Source organism: Bacillus sp. ISL-78 (assembly GCF_018613455.1).
In the GTDB taxonomy this organism is placed as follows: domain Bacteria; phylum Bacillota; class Bacilli; order Bacillales; family DSM-1321; genus Peribacillus; species Peribacillus frigoritolerans.
This window is the reverse complement of sequence record NZ_JAGGQC010000004.1, coordinates 417,169-431,419: the sequence shown is the minus strand read 5'-3', so window position 1 is coordinate 431,419 and position 14,251 is coordinate 417,169. Positions and strand designations below refer to the sequence as shown.

Sequence of the window (14,251 nt, the reverse complement as noted above, 5' to 3'; positions counted from 1 at the left end):
AAAAAGACACATTATAAATTGTCTAAGTCTTCTCTGTATAATTTTCCTCGGTACCTTCTAGCATCGCGGTAAATTCCTGTATCTTCATCCCATTCATCGGTGCCAGTACCTTGATGAAAACCAAACTTCCACATTACCTTACCAATTTGTTCAGATAATTCTCTTGTTGCGGTTCTATTCTTTGACCACACTTCAATTTGATAAAGGCAGTCATAAGTTAGCCAGGTATCATCAGCAAAATCTTTAGGAAGAGGGACGTCTAATGGATCTATGATGATATTCGGAACTGACGTCACACTGCTGGTTTCAGGAAAAGCATAAAATTTAATCCTTCCTGCCGCCTTTTCTTTAATATAAGGGTCAGCAATCAGCTCGTTATATACCATCCCTAATACATCCATCAAATCCCCTCCTTTATCACCCGTTTGATGGTATCACGATATTCCTTCTCCGCATTTCTCATAGCCCTGGCTATTGCTCCCTTACCTTGTGGATTGGGATTCTTCACTGTGCCAAATTCATTCAAGTGGATAATCCTGTAACGATCTTTAGGGCCTTTCCAATGAATCTTTATGGTACGGGAACCATTCACCCACATAGGTTCGGAAATGGTCATTTCATCGATGGTTGCACCTGTATCCTTAAAGGATTCAAACTGACTCTTTAGTTCCCTAACAAATACCTCGGCCCCTTTTTTAAGAGCAATATCGCTTAATTGCTGCATCTTCATTTGTCCGTAACGTTTTTCTATTTCAGCAAGCAATTTCTTTTCACCTGTAATTTTCACACTCATTCGGTTAGCCCTGCCACAACAATGATGAATTCCTTGTTCTGCAAGTCAGGTTGAACATGTTTAACGTTATATCGCTTGTCTCGGTATTCAACAGCATCGATAGAAAGATAATGCTTATTATTAGGGATAAAATCAGCTTGTGGATCACGTATCGTAATGGTGATATCAGATAGGGTTCCATTTGCTTTAGCAATCTCCAAGTCTTTCAACCAAACATTATCAATCTTGGCCCATGCCTGATAGAGTATTTCTTTTTCAGACTCACCAGGCTCAGGCCCTTCATTTGCTACATACTTATAAAATTTTATAGGTGTGCGTAAATCCCCTGTATTAACCCTTGGTGGTTTATATTTAAATGGTTGCATCTACATCACTCTCCGGTATTAAAGAAAGCCCTAAGCTTGTTATCTGACTTAAAAAATTGTCATCAAAATATTCAAGAGCATCATTGTAAGCATAACGGGTACGTTCAAATACAAGTTCCTTCGCTCTCTGATCAGTATCCTTTTCACCATTAATATCAAACACTCCACAACTGCTATTAATCGCAGAAATAGAAAAGGACAACAATCTTTTTAAATTGTCGTCCTCACTCGAATGGGAAATATGCATGCGCTCCTTAAACTCTTCCAATAGGTCGGATGATACATCCTCCATTTACCTCACTCCAATCAAACGCCTGCTGGTGCAGCTGTAAACGTAATATCCAGAGCATAGACCAATGCAGCTTTATTATCCTTTGGTTTACCGTTCGCAAATTGCTTGATTGTGTAGAGCATAGCATCCTCGATCGCCAGTGTCTGATCAAATTTATTTGCCTTGTAACCCCCGGCAACAGCAGCTAGATATTGACCTTTCACAAAGAATAAAGTTTTGCCATCTGGAATTTCTTCTGACTCTACAACTTGGATGTTATATGGCAAAGCCGTTACCCATTGGCCATTTGCTGTCTGGATAGTATTACGAGCTTGTACACTGATTGCATCGATAGGATTTACTACCATTACAATTTTGTTGAGCACCTTACGCGCCTTTCCTTCCTCATTCGTGGATAGTGCTTTGATGACATCATGCAGTTCACCCGCAATGATTTCCCCAAACTGAGAAGGGGCAAATGTCAAAGTGCCGGAAGTAGTTTTATCTGTCACCGCTCCATTCTCCGCAACATTTTTCATTAAGCCAACAGGCTCGTTTTGAGAAGGTCCTCGACCGTTTACTAAACCGTATTCAAGGCCAACAGAGTAAGATTCCACTAACAGGTTACGGACGTAACGCTCAACCCACTCTGGTCCAAGTTCAAGCATATCTTTTGGAATAACGGCAAAGGCAGTAAGTTTCAGTTGGCCGATTTGTTCTTCACTGAAGGCGGCACTGACTTGTCCTTTAATTTCTCCAAACAATTTACCCCACGCATAGGCTTTGGTTGGGTCAGACGTGATAAAGCGTGTGACAGCTCCTAAGTCCTGCAGGCCGATTGCATCCAATAAAGGATGTTCTTGCACCAAGTCTTCAAAAATTCTTTCTTGAGTAGTCACAGGCAGGATAGATTCCTCAGCAAAACCTTCACTAGAAATAACCTCATTAAAGAATTTTCTTTCTTCTGATGTAAGGACGTTTTGGCCGCGGGCGGTAAGAATCTGAGCATCCATTTGTTGTGTGCGTACCTGAGTAGTGATTTTTTCGGTCAAGTCTTCAGCAAGCGCCGATTGCATTTCATCCCATGCCAAGGCAAGCTTTTCGGCATCCTGTTCTTCTGCTTTCACCAAGTTCATGTAAGCTGCTTTCTTTGCTTCAAAGTTCTCCATTTTACCTTTTAATTTCATAGTCATTCTGTTTTCCTCCCTTTAATTAAAAAATGAACCCTTTACGTTTTGTCTTAACTGGCTTACGCTCAGCTGAGACAGGAGAAAGAGGTTCATTGTTTTGGTTATTATTTTGTTTTAAATTGTTGGTAACAGCATTAATAATTTCTTGTAATTGTTCGTCAGTAATGCCTTCTTTTGAATCTTCTTTCGTTTCATATTCCACTTTGTCAGCGAAACCATCCTTAACAGCTTGTTCAGCTGTCATCCAGGTTTCGTCCTCGATTAACTTTGCTATTTCCTCACGACTCATATCCGTCTTTTGTTGATAGATGGAAATGATTGATTCATCATAAGTTTCAAGGGCATTAAGAGTTTTCTTAATATCTTGTTTAGTTCCATATGCAAAGGTTGCCGCTTCATGAATCATCATCCTGGATCCAGTCCGCATAATCACCTCATCCGCCCCCATCGCAATTATTGATGCAGCCGATGCGGCCAATGATGTAACTTCCACAACAATATGTTTATCCAGGTCTTTTAAGTAATTGTAAATTTCAATCCCTTGATCAGCATCGCCACCACCGCTATTTAATTTTATTCGCACTGTGGGAGCAGTAATTTCAGCTAAAGCATTTCTTACATCTTCTGCACTTGTAGCTGTATAAAACCATCCACTTTTACCAATGGCACCAGAAATAATCATTTCATGCTCTTCTCCATTGGTTTGATTCATAAACTTATAAGGGATTGCTTGAATTTTTTTCGTCACTTAGTCTCACCTCCTTCAACAGTACCCGCAGCTTGATAGTTTTTAGTAATAACAAATTCATCTAATTCTGGATTGTCTGAACGTTCTTTCCCAAACAACTCCCTCACCTCGTTTCTGGTAAACGCTCCGGAGGCCACTAACTTATCAACTGCCTCAGCATTCTCGATTAAATCCCTTTCCGTTAACCCAAACACATCAATCCGGGATCCTTTTAAAAAATCTTCTTTGGCAACTAATTTTGCATTTAATTCATCCTGTATTTTCTTAACCATTGGGTTATTACAGAACCTTACGTAAGCCTTAATAGCTGTTTCATAATCAGATAATTCACCATGAATCAAAGCATTTGGAATACCTAACACATTGGCTACATCATCAATGACTGACCGTTTTAATTTGGTTAAATCTTCAATGGATTGCCCCTTCACATCGCCTTTTGATACTTCTGTGTATTCAAAACCTTTTAGCTTAGGGACTAACGCAATGGAATTCACTTTAAATGATTTAAATAACTTATCAATGAAATTCTGCAGCTTATTTGTGTTCTTTTCATCGAGGGCTTGACTTGATTCAATACCAACTGTTCCGCGAATTTGATTATTCCTCATACTGATTTCTATCATCCTGCTGAACAAATCGGCATAATCATCAAACATTCCATCCATGAATTTTGTAAGTTTCTCATTGTTATAAGTTAGATAAATAACCTCGTCCATTGGGAATGTTCGTTTGAACGTATAATCCTTAACGGTTACGTCTTTGAATTTGTCTGGATATACAGCATATTCGTCCCTGACAAAATCGTCAGCTATTAGCAAATCATTATCATCCGTCAAAACAACAAGCACTTCATTTTCATAAATCAATTTGTAGATGAAGCTTTGCCAAAAATCCGCAGCACTTTGATCTGTGTTTGGCCGTACATTTAAAAGATAATGCCAATCATTTTGCTGACGTTTGTCCCCTTCCATAACTCGGAAGTCCGATTGGCTAATGGTCCGACCGATGAAATTGATGCAGATCTCCAAAGCCATCTTTTTTAAATATACTCGATGGTTGGTTTCATCAATTAAATCCAAATCAAACAATGATTCCAATTCGCTATTTCTTCTTAACACGTTTCCTAACCATCCCATTTACATTTTCACCCCCTCCCTAAAAGTTAAGTGCATCTAATGCATCTAAAGCATCTGAAAAGTCGTAATCCTCTAAATCTCTGGATGCCCATACTCCGTATAAAAACATCATAAAACCATCCGTTTTGCGTTTGACTGGCTCCTTTTTTCGATATAACTTATTGCCCTTGTTATCAATAACAACCAGAACATTGTTTGTGTACCAATGCATCATAGGATTCTTACCAAAAATAACTCGTTCCTCATCAAAGGCAAGGTCGATTTTCGGGGATAACAAAGCACTTGCAGCATCTGGATTTCGAATGGTTTCAACTTCGAACCCTTCTGCTTCAAATAGTGGCCGTAATATTTCCATTCGGAAATTATCGCCAATGATTTTTTTTATATTCCAACCTTCATTACGACGATCCACAAACCATTGGACAACAATGTATGGATCCATTGAATCTTTATCTAGCACTTTCAATAAACCATTTTCTTCCCATTTCCGAATAGGTGCAAATTTTCGATGGTCCTTTTTGTTATTACCTTCCGCTTTCGGCGTACTATAACCGTAATGTTTATCAGCAAATGGTTTGCAAACGAACGAATACGATAGTTCTCTTGGTATGATGAAATAATCGTTTTTCAAGAAAAGCAATCCACAAGCAACAAAGTCGCGAATGGAAGCATAGTCAACAGAACCTATGCATTCGCGTTTTTTCAATTCCGATAAATCATATCCTTGATTGGTAGCTTTTATTTTCTCCCATGATGAAACTGATTTTTCTAAATCAACTTTTGGTAGATTCATACGTTTTGTAATGAAATTTTCATATCCTGATGCATCGTTTTCGAGCTTCTTGTATTGCTTCAACACTTTCTTGAATAATGTTTTTGCATAGCCACTTAATGGCTGATGAAACTGTGGATTCGCCTTTTGCCACATATCTGGATTATGCATTTCTTCTTCATCATCAATACAACACATGAATGGAAATAATGAATCTTCTTTTACCGAAACTTCACGCTTCAAAATACTCATAGCACGTTCTTTTAAACGATCAATAAAACCATCTCGTACAAATCCATCTGTACCAATAAAAAATTCCCGACTGTCTCGCACTTTACCGAGACCACCCGAGAATACATCTACTACATCATTATTTTCATATTCGTGTACTTCATCATAAATAACGCAACCATCGCGCAAACCGTCTTTAGTGCTTGCGTTTGACGTATGGAATTGGAAGATAGCTTTTGTATCTACAGATTCAATAACAGCTTTTTGATGTTTGAAATAAGACTTCAAATCATCATTCATATCGATTGCATTGTAGACTTCTGCAAATGAAGTCTTAGCTTGTTTTTCGCTGTTGGCCACAATTGACACATTATAAAAATCGATCCCGTGAAGCTCACTAATTAGATAATTTACAAGTGCTGAAATAAAACCATTTTTTCCGGCTCCGCGTGCCATGTAAATGAAAAATTCATCGAACACTAAATCATCCGTATCCTTATAACGCAAGAAAATAAAACAAGTGATAAATGTTTGAAATGGCTCTAAATTGAAATACCACTTTTCAGCAAATTGTATAAACTGTTCAATGTGCTTACTGTCAAAGTAAACGTCATCCATAGTCAGGATGTCCGCTTCAAGCCACTCGATAAGCATAATCCGCTCTTTGTTTAAAATGATGTCGCCATTACGCCACATCGAAATATATTCTTCTACGTAGTTATAAGTAATCAAATTAAACTACCACGCTTTGGTTTGCCTTCCACAGGAGATGCTGCAGGGGCAGGGGTTGCCTTTAATTTAAATTTAATTGATTTTTCCAGAGCGATTTTTTGAGCGTTAATTTTCATTTTTTCGTTCATACTCGGATGGCTTTTTATAAATTTTTGTTTTCCATTTTCAATCGTAATACTAATTCCATCACGATCAATCACTGTATCGCACTCGGCATCTAATTCATGTAGTCGAATTAAATCATTTACCTTCTTTACTTCCAGGAGATCATCAGTATCAATACGTGCTAATAATTGATTTTTTAGTTTTTCAAAGTTCATTCTCTCCATACTACCCCTCCCCCCATCACCCCTAATGTGAAGGACTTATTTTTCAAATATTTTTAGACAGTTGGGCCCCCTCCCCGGTCCCCGGGTTTGAAATAATTGATGAAATATTTTGATGGGGGGGTATTACTTCAAAGATTGTAATTGCATACACAAAAACAAGAATCTGCCCATTGCAGTTTCAAGTTCTTTTTCGTCCTCTTTGTCATAAGCATTTACGATATCGTCGCATGCATCTCTTAATTTTTTAAACGCTTCTATTTGTTCCATTTTAAATTCACCTCACTCCTTACCACATCTCATCATCCCAACGTTTCTTTTTCTGTTCACCAAACACACGATCATGTATCTTGTTATGACATTGAAGGCATAAGGTTTCGAGGTTATCTAAGACCAAAGCCAATTGAGGATAGTGTTCTATCTCATACTTATGATGAACATTGAGCTCTACACTCTTACGTTCACCTTGCACCTTGATTGAGTCCACATGCACCTTACCCTCACGCTTACATTGTTGGCATTCATAGTTGTCTCTCTCCAATGCCTGCTGCCTTAGCTTGTTCCAGTCACTGGTACGATAGAACTTCTTCTTCTGTGCTTCTGTCTTGTATTCAGACATGGCTACCGAACGGATCATTATGTTGTATGGTTTTAGTATTAATACCAGTATCATGATGTTCAATGAGAATATACGTTGGATACACGCCTAGATCATTGTCAGTCTTCCAGTCAAGCATCAGCCTCATTTTATGCGTTACCTCTTCACCTTTGTAATGAACAGTTGGCACGCTATTGATATCATCTAAGACAATGGACAGCAATGGCTTCTTTGGTACATCTGAACCTCTCTTACATTCAGGACATATAAAACGATCTAAAAAGTCTTTTGTTCCTTTTACTTTATAACCACAACCCTTGCAATAGGCTGTTATTTCTTCCTTGGTCTTATCCGGTCTAAGCAATCCCTGATAGTGGATCTTTTTGAACGTATCTACATACAATCCACTGCACTTTGGACAAGAAATTACTTCAACAAAATATCCCTCAACTCTATCCTCATGTCCACAATCTAAACAAACATGACGTTTACCCATTCTTACTTCATCTCCCTTTCCCCATGGATTATGAATCATACTCATACTGTGATGCTCACCTATCGATACTAACCCACCTTTTGAATAACCAATATGGTTAGCACCTTTAAAGGTATCCTTCATACTTGGAGCTCCGAAGATATCATTGTTGTCATAACGTTTCATAAGATAATTTATAGCTGCTTTGAAAATACGAATAGGATTAAATTGTTTAGGTTTATTAGATGCCTCACATTTGGTCACATGGATATCGTTACTAGGACGAATCCTGGCTGTTGGCGTTTCATAAACCATCCCTACTCACTCCTTATCATTTAAGTATCGTTCAGAATAATCATTTAACGATTTATCATAATCAGTTAATACTTTCTTTCTCTTCTTAATCTCAGTAAATTGATATATCCCCAAACCTATCCACACTAGCATGCCGGCCAAACTTACCCACTGAAGAACTGTTCCGATTAAGTACGCTTGCATCTCTACTCACTCCTTATCCAAAATAAAAAGCACCCGATTAAACGGATGCTACCTGCTGCTTTAACTTATCCATGCGTTCTCTAAGCTCTTGTTTCATACTGTCTAACTGTCCACAGTGTTCATCGATTGCTTCTAAACATTGTTTTTCAGTTAATTCACCACGCATTTTTTTAGATCTTTCTGTATTAATTTTCTTTGGTAATTCCTTATTAAATTGTTTAATGTTCTTCTGCATCTTCCTTGCCCTTTGATCCGTTACAAATGAAACATATTTCTTTCTACAATGAGGACAATGGAAATACGTTTCGATGACATATCCCTTATGTTTTGTCACTGGATGTTTGTATTCTTGCAAATGGATAGAAAAATCCTTTTCGCACTCAATGCAATTCACATTCATTCGATAACCATCCTTTCCTGCTACAAAAATAAAAAGCACCCAATGAATAGATGCTTTCAATTCCTGACTTTAATAACCACCTGGGTCTACTTATTCCAAAAAACTATGTAAGGAACGTTTTAATTCTTTCACTCTTCTTTTCGGTTGCCTTTCCCCTCTAATTCTACAGTTATTTTGCACTTCAAATAACGCAATAGCATAGGTAAGTAAGTCTAATTCCTTATTAATTATATTTTTTACTTTAATCGGCTTCTGGGCAATTTTCCCGTAAACATAAATATACTCTTCTGTTATATGAATCTTTGCTTGTATTTCCATATCCAACCTCCCTAATAAGTATATTTTACACTTATCGGAAAAATAGGTACATAGTCACTATGACTAAAGTATGTATATACATCCATAATAAAAAGCACCCAATGAATGAGTGCCTTCACATTCTTTATTTAATATCCCACTGTACCTGGGTCTAGGTTTTTTGTTCCAACTGTACCTGGATCTAAGTGTTTACTTGTAACTACTCCTGGATCTAACATATTAATTCCTCCTTTATACCATACTCAGTGTTTACTTAGTAATATAAACAATAAATTTTTCACACCACTTACCGTTCTCTAAATAATGGTTTAATAAGAAGCTTTCAAGTTTATATATATCATGTTGAAAGTGGAGACTCTCGGATTTTTCAATAGCAGCAATCAAACCTGCTAAATCATTTGTTTTAGTACTATATACTAGATTATCTTCATGATAGTAATCTACGTTCACAATAACACCTCCTTCGCCCAATTAATTATGGATGAAAGGAGATTACTGTACAATCTCTATCGTTCGTCAAATTGTGACATTTGACCTAATACCACCTCATTATGCTAATTGCTTAATAAAATAATTTTGGAGGGCTTTTACCCCCTTGCCCCGCCAGCAGCCACCGCAAACAAAGTGCTTCAGCATAGAATTCATGCCTGTTTGACTACTCGAGTAATGCACTTTGATATGGGATATGTGCGTCTCCCAGGAATTACTTCCTGAGATAATCTTATAAAAATGACAAAGAAAAAAAGGCCCCAAAATTGGTAGCCCTTTTCTCCATTTTTTGTTCAGTTTTTGTTCGCAAAAAGTTCGGGAAATTTAAATTATATTTAGACAATGTGCAATCATGAAGATTGCTTGTTTCTTTTTTTCATAATATGCAGTCTTTTGTAAGCATAAATCAAGATAAATGTTAATGTCATTCTGTCTTTCAATATCTAAGTATTTCTTTTCGATTATTTGACGTTCAATGCAATCAAGGTTATTCAATGCCCTTTCCATATGAAGGACCTTCATTTCTTTTTCACGATCATTATCATAAAGCTTAGGAAAGATGTTTATCGTTATCCCTTTCTCATTAAGCTCCTGTTTGTTTAATTGTTGAATCTTTAAGGCTCTAAATAATTTGAGTTCTTTCACAACGATAGAACGAATTTGTTTTTCATCAACGTCCGGAAAGAAGGATAATTGGTTACTCATTCATTCTCCCCCTATGGTATAATATCTCATCCAAATACACACCATAGCCGGGAGAAATCCTGGCATTTTTTTATTTCCAGTTTTGTTAATAATTAAAACGGTGAACCATCTTCCACTAATTCTTGTTTACCTGGCGCTACACTGGCCGAACCATCTTTATCGATCGTGTACTCTACACCCTCATGTTGTTCTTCTAAATCATCTGTGCTCATTTGTCCTTCTGGTGCATTATCTTTTTGCGGATTCTCCATTACTTCTTTAGGAGTTTGATATGCGTATGTTAAATCGATTAAGAAATACTGACCGTACTTGTTATATTTCTCTGTGATTTTGTGCATTTGAAGGTTGTCATTTTCTTTAGCAGCTGAAACAATTTCCTCTGCTTGCTCACGTGTATCTGCATAATGTTGTTCCTTTTGATTAAGTTGTACTTTTGACATGTTATTGGCTCCTTTTTTTAGAAAGATTAATATTTTTAAAATCACTGATAGTTTTTAATTCAGTTACTTCAAATTCAGCTTCACACTGATAACCATCAAAATAGTCATAATAAGAATGGAACCATCCCTTTACATAAGCCATAAAGAAATGTTCTTTTTCATCTCCGAAATCGATATAGTCCCTTAGGGTATATTCAATATCACAAAATATTTCACTATGTTCATAGTCATCATGAATGAAATCTAATACTTCAATGTCTGTAGCGCCTTCTTCATCAATAAACATATGAGCAGATACAATAGCATGAAATGGTTCGGAGTTTTTAATTTCTGATTGACCAAACATTATAAATCACTCCCTTACTTATAACCGTTATTTTTATTTGAATGTACAAGTAGACTAATTGCTCCAATATAGATAGTTAATGAAAGTTTTCCTTTATTTAAAGAGCGTTTCTAGCCTTAGAAAGCCTTTCGGCAGCTCTTTCCCTCTGTTCATCTGTATAGACCCGTTCTTTTTTCATGCTGACCTGTTTTTCCGTCAATGTTCCCCTAACGGCTATTGGTCTATCATCCTCCGATTCTAGGACGATTAACTCTGTTAAATTAGCTAGTTTTCGAATGTGTTTCGGCACAGTAGAGTAAACGGTCCAGTTGCTTGTACTATTGTCAAAAACCAATGAAGTTTCTTGTTCTTCTCGGGAATAAGCCATATTGGAACCTCCTGTCACTTGCTAACATATACTTTAATATAGGTTTTTCATCACTTTGTTCTGTCAGATCAGTAACTATTCTCTGCCCCGAATAGTTACTTTTTTTGGTTTTTATCGACTTGATGTTCTCACAGAATTTATTTCGCTACATATACTTAAATATGGTTCATCAAACCTCCAAGAAAATCACATCTCTCCCTGAGTAACTATTTTTCCTGTAATAGTTACTTTTTTTATGTCGCAGTTTATTCGAACTGTTCATCATTTAAAAGATTCAATCATCAAGATTACTCCAAAAGAAAGCATTGCAACGATTATCGAACCGTAAAGAATTTCATATAGATTCCACTTCACTCTCATTCCCCCAAAATTCACAGTTTGTGTCTACTCAACAATTCTTCTCAACTTAGCAATCCAAGGAGAAGAAAAGTCTTCTACCTGGAATCGCTTTTGCTCAAATGAATAATTACTAAGAACTTCAGTTTGAGGATTTTCTTGTTTAAGAGGGGAAACAATTTCAAATCCCCTTGCTAATAAATCCTTGATTGCCTGTTCAGCTTCATGCTTCCTTTGGCGGCGGATAATAACCGGCTGTATTTGCCTGGTCATAATTCCTTTTCCTCCAGAACCTGTTCAGCAATAGCGACTGCAACCGCAGCTGCATGTATTAATTCGGTGTATAAATTAGATGCATCAGAATCTTTTCCCCATCCTTGATCCTTTTGCATTGCCTGAGCAACCTCTCCGACTTCTTCAACCAGGATTTTCAACCAATCACCATAAGAATGACGTTGTCTACCCCACAAAGCATTTTGTCTAAAGCGCTCTGCCTCAACTGCAAGCAATACATCGTTTTTTAGTTGATCATCAACTGTGTTCATTTACACTGCTCCCATCCTTAAATCCTTTTTCATAAGCACCGACAGAAAACAAAGACATGAAAAACATTCCGACCCAAGTCCCAACAATGAAAGCTACGAAAGTGAACATTTGCCCAACCCCTTATCATCTTCTTTCTTCAAGATATCCGGACTTAACAAAGATGTTCCTCCATGCACGATTCAACCGTTCCTTTTTCCTTTTGGCCAAAGACTTCTTCAAACGACGTTTACCTTTATCCGTCATGTTTTTCCCTCGCTTTTTCAGCTTTGTAGATATCCTCCAATTCGCTCAAAGTTAATTCATAAAGTTGTAAGCCTTCCGGCGTTTTGAAATATCCCATTTTTAACAGTTCATTTTTATAAAAATCTTTTTCAAGTTCGACCCTTTTACGTAAAACCATAGTTCAACCCTTTCTAGCAAAGTTAATATCTAAGATAAAATGACATCCGCATGTACAAGAAAATTTATAATTATTTAGGCGTTGACGCTTCCCTGAATACACAACAAACTTACAAGCTGGACAGAAAGCTTTATATATTTGTCCGTTCATATTAAAAAGCACCAGTCCTAAGATAATGTTTTGCCTGATAATAAAAATGGTGATAAATCCAATTACCACTGAATTTTTGATCTAAATAAACAATTTCAAAGTTGTACTTTGCTTTGAATGTATTAAGTCTTCCGAGCAACGCTAATGGATTATACTTGGAACGATACTTTCCTTTCAGCATTTTTTCGTATCCGTGCAGATCTTCCACAATCAAAGTAAAGGGAATATCCTTAGAGCGAATTAATTCATTTTCAAATGCTGTTTGTGTATCCTTTTGAAGGTTTCCTGTAATTTCATCCATATGAGCTTTACGTTCCACTCTGCTGCTTAAATAAATATCGCGACTTATTCCCAACTCTTCATTTTTCGGTATCATACAGCCATAATCGCCAGTGTCCAGTTTTTGAATTTTCACTGGAATATCTTTTTGCCTTAAATAATCAAGTATATGGCCGTTTACATTTTCACGAGTATCAACAACAATCGTGAGCGTTTTTAAAATCTTGTTTAATTCTGTGTCTGTGTAATGATAGGAGATCATTGACCTCCCTCCAGCAACTCCGGATTTTCGTGTATATTTCCGATGACTTCATAAACAATATCTGTATTCCAAGCTAAAGGTTCAATCTCTCGGTTACGGATATCAGATGTCCTTTTGTTCAGCCATTTTCTACTGAATGAAGGTGCACTGTAGACAACCTCACAAATTAGAACACCTTTTTTATCTCCACTAAAATCTAAAATATCCCCTTCATAAATCTCCACACCGTTTTTGTCTTTTAATCCGGTGTATTGCATGATTGCAAAGGAACTTTTATTTTTATAATCCAAACTGTCATTTTCAAACAAGTCACCAACTTGTGAAATATAAAATCTGTCCTCTAAAAACATTTTTTTGCTATACAATGACCACACTCGAAACTTAATTTCTCTCATCTTCATGCTCCTTTCTTGGCATAGTTGACTGCGCGTATGTATAATTCTCTAGCCATTTTATTAGATTCATCATTTTCAAATTGCCGAAAATCTTCATAAATGTCGTTCCATCCATTCCTAGCAAGTGAGCACATCCATTCATCAAACAAAGCGAACGTGCCCTCTTCATTACATAACCAGTCATTCAATTTTTCGTTATGCTGCCATCCGCAGATTTGATGAACCATTTTCATAAGAGTGATCTTTTCAGCACTAGCGTTATTCCATGAATTAAACCATTCCTCAATTGCTACGTAATCTCGTTCTGCAACTTCCATCACTTCTGGTGGAATTAAATTTTGTTTTTTTATCGCTATCCGGTCATCCGTTTCATCAAAATAGATGTTTGCACCCGATTTCCATATTTGACTAAGGATTAATAAAACTTGCAAATCTATCACCTCTATATCGAAAACTATTAAATTGCGTTACTAATAATTAACCAATTTTTACGAAAAGTTATTAAAAAGTAACCACGCAATCCTTAGAGCCGTAAGGGTTTGAAGGAACTCGTTATTAAGTGTTACCTGTTTTGGTGTTAAAGGCTCTATATATACTTATATTTATTTTTTTGTTTTTTTATTTATATACAAAACAAATAACAAAAGGTAACTTTAATAGATTAATAATTACTCAAACCCTTG

At 36.6% G+C, this 14,251-nt stretch carries 27 protein-coding genes; all 27 read right to left on the bottom strand.

From position 1 onward, the window contains the following. Positions 1-11: 11 nt before the first annotated feature. Complete coding sequence (locus J7I96_RS07690; RefSeq protein ID WP_214773305.1) at positions 12-401, bottom strand: hypothetical protein; 390 nt, start codon at positions 399-401, stop codon at positions 12-14. After that, positions 401-793, bottom strand: coding sequence for a hypothetical protein (locus tag J7I96_RS07685; protein ID WP_214773306.1), 393 nt, complete (start codon positions 791-793; stop codon positions 401-403). The genes J7I96_RS07690 and J7I96_RS07685 overlap by 1 nt, the downstream gene beginning before the upstream one ends. Further along, positions 790-1,158 (bottom strand): phage head closure protein, encoded by a 369-nt coding sequence (locus J7I96_RS07680; RefSeq protein ID WP_214773307.1) that lies wholly within the window; start codon positions 1,156-1,158, stop codon positions 790-792. The genes J7I96_RS07685 and J7I96_RS07680 overlap by 4 nt, the downstream gene beginning before the upstream one ends. After that, positions 1,145-1,450 (bottom strand): phage gp6-like head-tail connector protein, encoded by a 306-nt coding sequence (locus J7I96_RS07675; protein ID WP_214773308.1) that lies wholly within the window; start codon positions 1,448-1,450, stop codon positions 1,145-1,147. Before J7I96_RS07675 ends, J7I96_RS07680 begins: the two co-directional genes overlap by 14 nt. Positions 1,451-1,464: 14 nt before the next feature. Next, complete coding sequence (locus tag J7I96_RS07670) at positions 1,465-2,622, bottom strand: phage major capsid protein (RefSeq protein ID WP_214773309.1); 1,158 nt, start codon at positions 2,620-2,622, stop codon at positions 1,465-1,467. Between the two features lie 19 nt (positions 2,623-2,641). Then, positions 2,642-3,367, bottom strand: a complete 726-nt coding sequence (locus J7I96_RS07665; RefSeq protein WP_311315156.1) for a head maturation protease, ClpP-related — start codon at positions 3,365-3,367, stop codon at positions 2,642-2,644. Next, positions 3,364-4,503 carry a phage portal protein gene (locus tag J7I96_RS07660; RefSeq protein WP_214773310.1) on the bottom strand — a complete coding sequence of 380 codons (1,140 nt, stop codon included), beginning with the start codon at positions 4,501-4,503 and terminating at the stop codon, positions 3,364-3,366. The genes J7I96_RS07665 and J7I96_RS07660 overlap by 4 nt, the downstream gene beginning before the upstream one ends. Positions 4,504-4,522: 19 nt before the next feature. After that, the gene (locus J7I96_RS07655) at positions 4,523-6,238 is read right to left on the bottom strand and encodes a terminase large subunit domain-containing protein (protein ID WP_214773311.1); all 1,716 of its coding nucleotides are present in this window, start codon (positions 6,236-6,238) and stop codon (positions 4,523-4,525) included. Continuing rightward, positions 6,235-6,567, bottom strand: coding sequence for a hypothetical protein (locus tag J7I96_RS07650; RefSeq protein WP_214922608.1), 333 nt, complete (start codon positions 6,565-6,567; stop codon positions 6,235-6,237). Before J7I96_RS07650 ends, J7I96_RS07655 begins: the two co-directional genes overlap by 4 nt. Positions 6,568-6,690: 123 nt before the next feature. After that, positions 6,691-6,834 carry a hypothetical protein gene (locus J7I96_RS07645; protein ID WP_214922610.1) on the bottom strand — a complete coding sequence of 48 codons (144 nt, stop codon included), beginning with the start codon at positions 6,832-6,834 and terminating at the stop codon, positions 6,691-6,693. Between the two features lie 19 nt (positions 6,835-6,853). Beyond that, positions 6,854-7,183 carry an HNH endonuclease gene (locus tag J7I96_RS07640; protein WP_214922612.1) on the bottom strand — a complete coding sequence of 110 codons (330 nt, stop codon included), beginning with the start codon at positions 7,181-7,183 and terminating at the stop codon, positions 6,854-6,856. Further along, positions 7,176-7,952: a hypothetical protein gene (locus tag J7I96_RS07635; protein ID WP_214922614.1), complete on the bottom strand. Its 777-nt coding sequence runs from the start codon at positions 7,950-7,952 to the stop codon at positions 7,176-7,178. The genes J7I96_RS07640 and J7I96_RS07635 overlap by 8 nt, the downstream gene beginning before the upstream one ends. A 6-nt stretch (positions 7,953-7,958) precedes the next feature. After that, complete coding sequence (locus tag J7I96_RS07630; RefSeq protein WP_214922616.1) at positions 7,959-8,135, bottom strand: hypothetical protein; 177 nt, start codon at positions 8,133-8,135, stop codon at positions 7,959-7,961. 37 nt (positions 8,136-8,172) lie between these two features. Continuing rightward, positions 8,173-8,535, bottom strand: a complete 363-nt coding sequence (locus J7I96_RS07625; RefSeq protein WP_214922618.1) for a hypothetical protein — start codon at positions 8,533-8,535, stop codon at positions 8,173-8,175. Between the two features lie 90 nt (positions 8,536-8,625). Further along, positions 8,626-8,853, bottom strand: a complete 228-nt coding sequence (locus tag J7I96_RS07620) for a hypothetical protein (RefSeq protein ID WP_214922620.1) — start codon at positions 8,851-8,853, stop codon at positions 8,626-8,628. A 249-nt stretch (positions 8,854-9,102) separates the two neighbouring features. Beyond that, positions 9,103-9,303 (bottom strand): hypothetical protein, encoded by a 201-nt coding sequence (locus J7I96_RS07615; protein WP_214922622.1) that lies wholly within the window; start codon positions 9,301-9,303, stop codon positions 9,103-9,105. 363 nt (positions 9,304-9,666) lie between these two features. After that, positions 9,667-10,047, bottom strand: coding sequence for an ArpU family phage packaging/lysis transcriptional regulator (locus J7I96_RS07610; protein WP_214922624.1), 381 nt, complete (start codon positions 10,045-10,047; stop codon positions 9,667-9,669). A gap of 92 nt (positions 10,048-10,139) precedes the next feature. Further along, on the bottom strand, positions 10,140-10,487 hold the full coding sequence (locus J7I96_RS07605; RefSeq protein WP_214922626.1) for an organic solvent tolerance protein OstA: 348 nt from the start codon (positions 10,485-10,487) through the stop codon (positions 10,140-10,142). Position 10,488: 1 nt separating this feature from the next. Then, the gene (locus J7I96_RS07600; protein WP_214922628.1) at positions 10,489-10,833 is read right to left on the bottom strand and encodes a hypothetical protein; all 345 of its coding nucleotides are present in this window, start codon (positions 10,831-10,833) and stop codon (positions 10,489-10,491) included. Between the two features lie 97 nt (positions 10,834-10,930). Beyond that, positions 10,931-11,200, bottom strand: a complete 270-nt coding sequence (locus tag J7I96_RS07595; protein WP_214922630.1) for a hypothetical protein — start codon at positions 11,198-11,200, stop codon at positions 10,931-10,933. Between the two features lie 384 nt (positions 11,201-11,584). Next, a complete protein-coding gene (locus J7I96_RS07590) occupies positions 11,585-11,809 on the bottom strand; it encodes a hypothetical protein (RefSeq protein ID WP_214922632.1) in 225 nt (74 codons plus the stop codon). After that, entirely contained in the window at positions 11,806-12,081 is a 276-nt protein-coding gene (locus J7I96_RS07585; RefSeq protein ID WP_214922634.1) for a nucleoside triphosphate pyrophosphohydrolase family protein, read from the bottom strand. Before J7I96_RS07585 ends, J7I96_RS07590 begins: the two co-directional genes overlap by 4 nt. Continuing rightward, positions 12,068-12,190: a hypothetical protein gene (locus tag J7I96_RS28385; RefSeq protein WP_285292093.1), complete on the bottom strand. Its 123-nt coding sequence runs from the start codon at positions 12,188-12,190 to the stop codon at positions 12,068-12,070. Before J7I96_RS28385 ends, J7I96_RS07585 begins: the two co-directional genes overlap by 14 nt. A gap of 124 nt (positions 12,191-12,314) precedes the next feature. Continuing rightward, complete coding sequence (locus tag J7I96_RS07580) at positions 12,315-12,482, bottom strand: Fur-regulated basic protein FbpA (protein ID WP_214922636.1); 168 nt, start codon at positions 12,480-12,482, stop codon at positions 12,315-12,317. A 151-nt stretch (positions 12,483-12,633) separates the two neighbouring features. Beyond that, positions 12,634-13,173, bottom strand: a complete 540-nt coding sequence (locus J7I96_RS07575; RefSeq protein WP_214922638.1) for an ERCC4 domain-containing protein — start codon at positions 13,171-13,173, stop codon at positions 12,634-12,636. Further along, the gene (locus tag J7I96_RS07570; RefSeq protein ID WP_214922640.1) at positions 13,170-13,568 is read right to left on the bottom strand and encodes a YopX family protein; all 399 of its coding nucleotides are present in this window, start codon (positions 13,566-13,568) and stop codon (positions 13,170-13,172) included. Before J7I96_RS07570 ends, J7I96_RS07575 begins: the two co-directional genes overlap by 4 nt. Before the next feature lie 2 nt (positions 13,569-13,570). Continuing rightward, entirely contained in the window at positions 13,571-13,999 is a 429-nt protein-coding gene (locus J7I96_RS07565) for a hypothetical protein (RefSeq protein ID WP_214922642.1), read from the bottom strand. Positions 14,000-14,251: the final 252 nt, after the last annotated feature.

What these genes read in the sequence shown, in the direction of transcription:
- J7I96_RS07690 (WP_214773305.1), bottom strand. Translation starts at nt 401, where the DNA reads ATGGATGTATTAGGGATGGTATATAACGAGCTGATTGCTGACCCTTAT.
- J7I96_RS07685 (WP_214773306.1), bottom strand. Translation starts at nt 793, where the DNA reads ATGAGTGTGAAAATTACAGGTGAAAAGAAATTGCTTGCTGAAATAGAA.
- J7I96_RS07680 (WP_214773307.1), bottom strand. Translation starts at nt 1,158, where the DNA reads ATGCAACCATTTAAATATAAACCACCAAGGGTTAATACAGGGGATTTA.
- J7I96_RS07675 (WP_214773308.1), bottom strand. Translation starts at nt 1,450, where the DNA reads ATGGAGGATGTATCATCCGACCTATTGGAAGAGTTTAAGGAGCGCATG.
- J7I96_RS07670 (WP_214773309.1), bottom strand. Translation starts at nt 2,622, where the DNA reads ATGACTATGAAATTAAAAGGTAAAATGGAGAACTTTGAAGCAAAGAAA.
- J7I96_RS07660 (WP_214773310.1), bottom strand. Translation starts at nt 4,503, where the DNA reads ATGGGATGGTTAGGAAACGTGTTAAGAAGAAATAGCGAATTGGAATCA.
- J7I96_RS07650 (WP_214922608.1), bottom strand. Translation starts at nt 6,567, where the DNA reads ATGGAGAGAATGAACTTTGAAAAACTAAAAAATCAATTATTAGCACGT.
- J7I96_RS07645 (WP_214922610.1), bottom strand. Translation starts at nt 6,834, where the DNA reads ATGGAACAAATAGAAGCGTTTAAAAAATTAAGAGATGCATGCGACGAT.
- J7I96_RS07640 (WP_214922612.1), bottom strand. Translation starts at nt 7,183, where the DNA reads ATGTCTGAATACAAGACAGAAGCACAGAAGAAGAAGTTCTATCGTACC.
- J7I96_RS07635 (WP_214922614.1), bottom strand. Translation starts at nt 7,952, where the DNA reads ATGGTTTATGAAACGCCAACAGCCAGGATTCGTCCTAGTAACGATATC.
- J7I96_RS07630 (WP_214922616.1), bottom strand. Translation starts at nt 8,135, where the DNA reads ATGCAAGCGTACTTAATCGGAACAGTTCTTCAGTGGGTAAGTTTGGCC.
- J7I96_RS07625 (WP_214922618.1), bottom strand. Translation starts at nt 8,535, where the DNA reads ATGAATGTGAATTGCATTGAGTGCGAAAAGGATTTTTCTATCCATTTG.
- J7I96_RS07620 (WP_214922620.1), bottom strand. Translation starts at nt 8,853, where the DNA reads ATGGAAATACAAGCAAAGATTCATATAACAGAAGAGTATATTTATGTT.
- J7I96_RS07610 (WP_214922624.1), bottom strand. Translation starts at nt 10,047, where the DNA reads ATGAGTAACCAATTATCCTTCTTTCCGGACGTTGATGAAAAACAAATT.
- J7I96_RS07605 (WP_214922626.1), bottom strand. Translation starts at nt 10,487, where the DNA reads ATGTCAAAAGTACAACTTAATCAAAAGGAACAACATTATGCAGATACA.
- J7I96_RS07600 (WP_214922628.1), bottom strand. Translation starts at nt 10,833, where the DNA reads ATGTTTGGTCAATCAGAAATTAAAAACTCCGAACCATTTCATGCTATT.
- J7I96_RS07595 (WP_214922630.1), bottom strand. Translation starts at nt 11,200, where the DNA reads ATGGCTTATTCCCGAGAAGAACAAGAAACTTCATTGGTTTTTGACAAT.
- J7I96_RS07590 (WP_214922632.1), bottom strand. Translation starts at nt 11,809, where the DNA reads ATGACCAGGCAAATACAGCCGGTTATTATCCGCCGCCAAAGGAAGCAT.
- J7I96_RS07585 (WP_214922634.1), bottom strand. Translation starts at nt 12,081, where the DNA reads ATGAACACAGTTGATGATCAACTAAAAAACGATGTATTGCTTGCAGTT.
- J7I96_RS28385 (WP_285292093.1), bottom strand. Translation starts at nt 12,190, where the DNA reads ATGTTCACTTTCGTAGCTTTCATTGTTGGGACTTGGGTCGGAATGTTT.
- J7I96_RS07580 (WP_214922636.1), bottom strand. Translation starts at nt 12,482, where the DNA reads ATGGTTTTACGTAAAAGGGTCGAACTTGAAAAAGATTTTTATAAAAAT.
- J7I96_RS07575 (WP_214922638.1), bottom strand. Translation starts at nt 13,173, where the DNA reads ATGATCTCCTATCATTACACAGACACAGAATTAAACAAGATTTTAAAA.
- J7I96_RS07570 (WP_214922640.1), bottom strand. Translation starts at nt 13,568, where the DNA reads ATGAGAGAAATTAAGTTTCGAGTGTGGTCATTGTATAGCAAAAAAATG.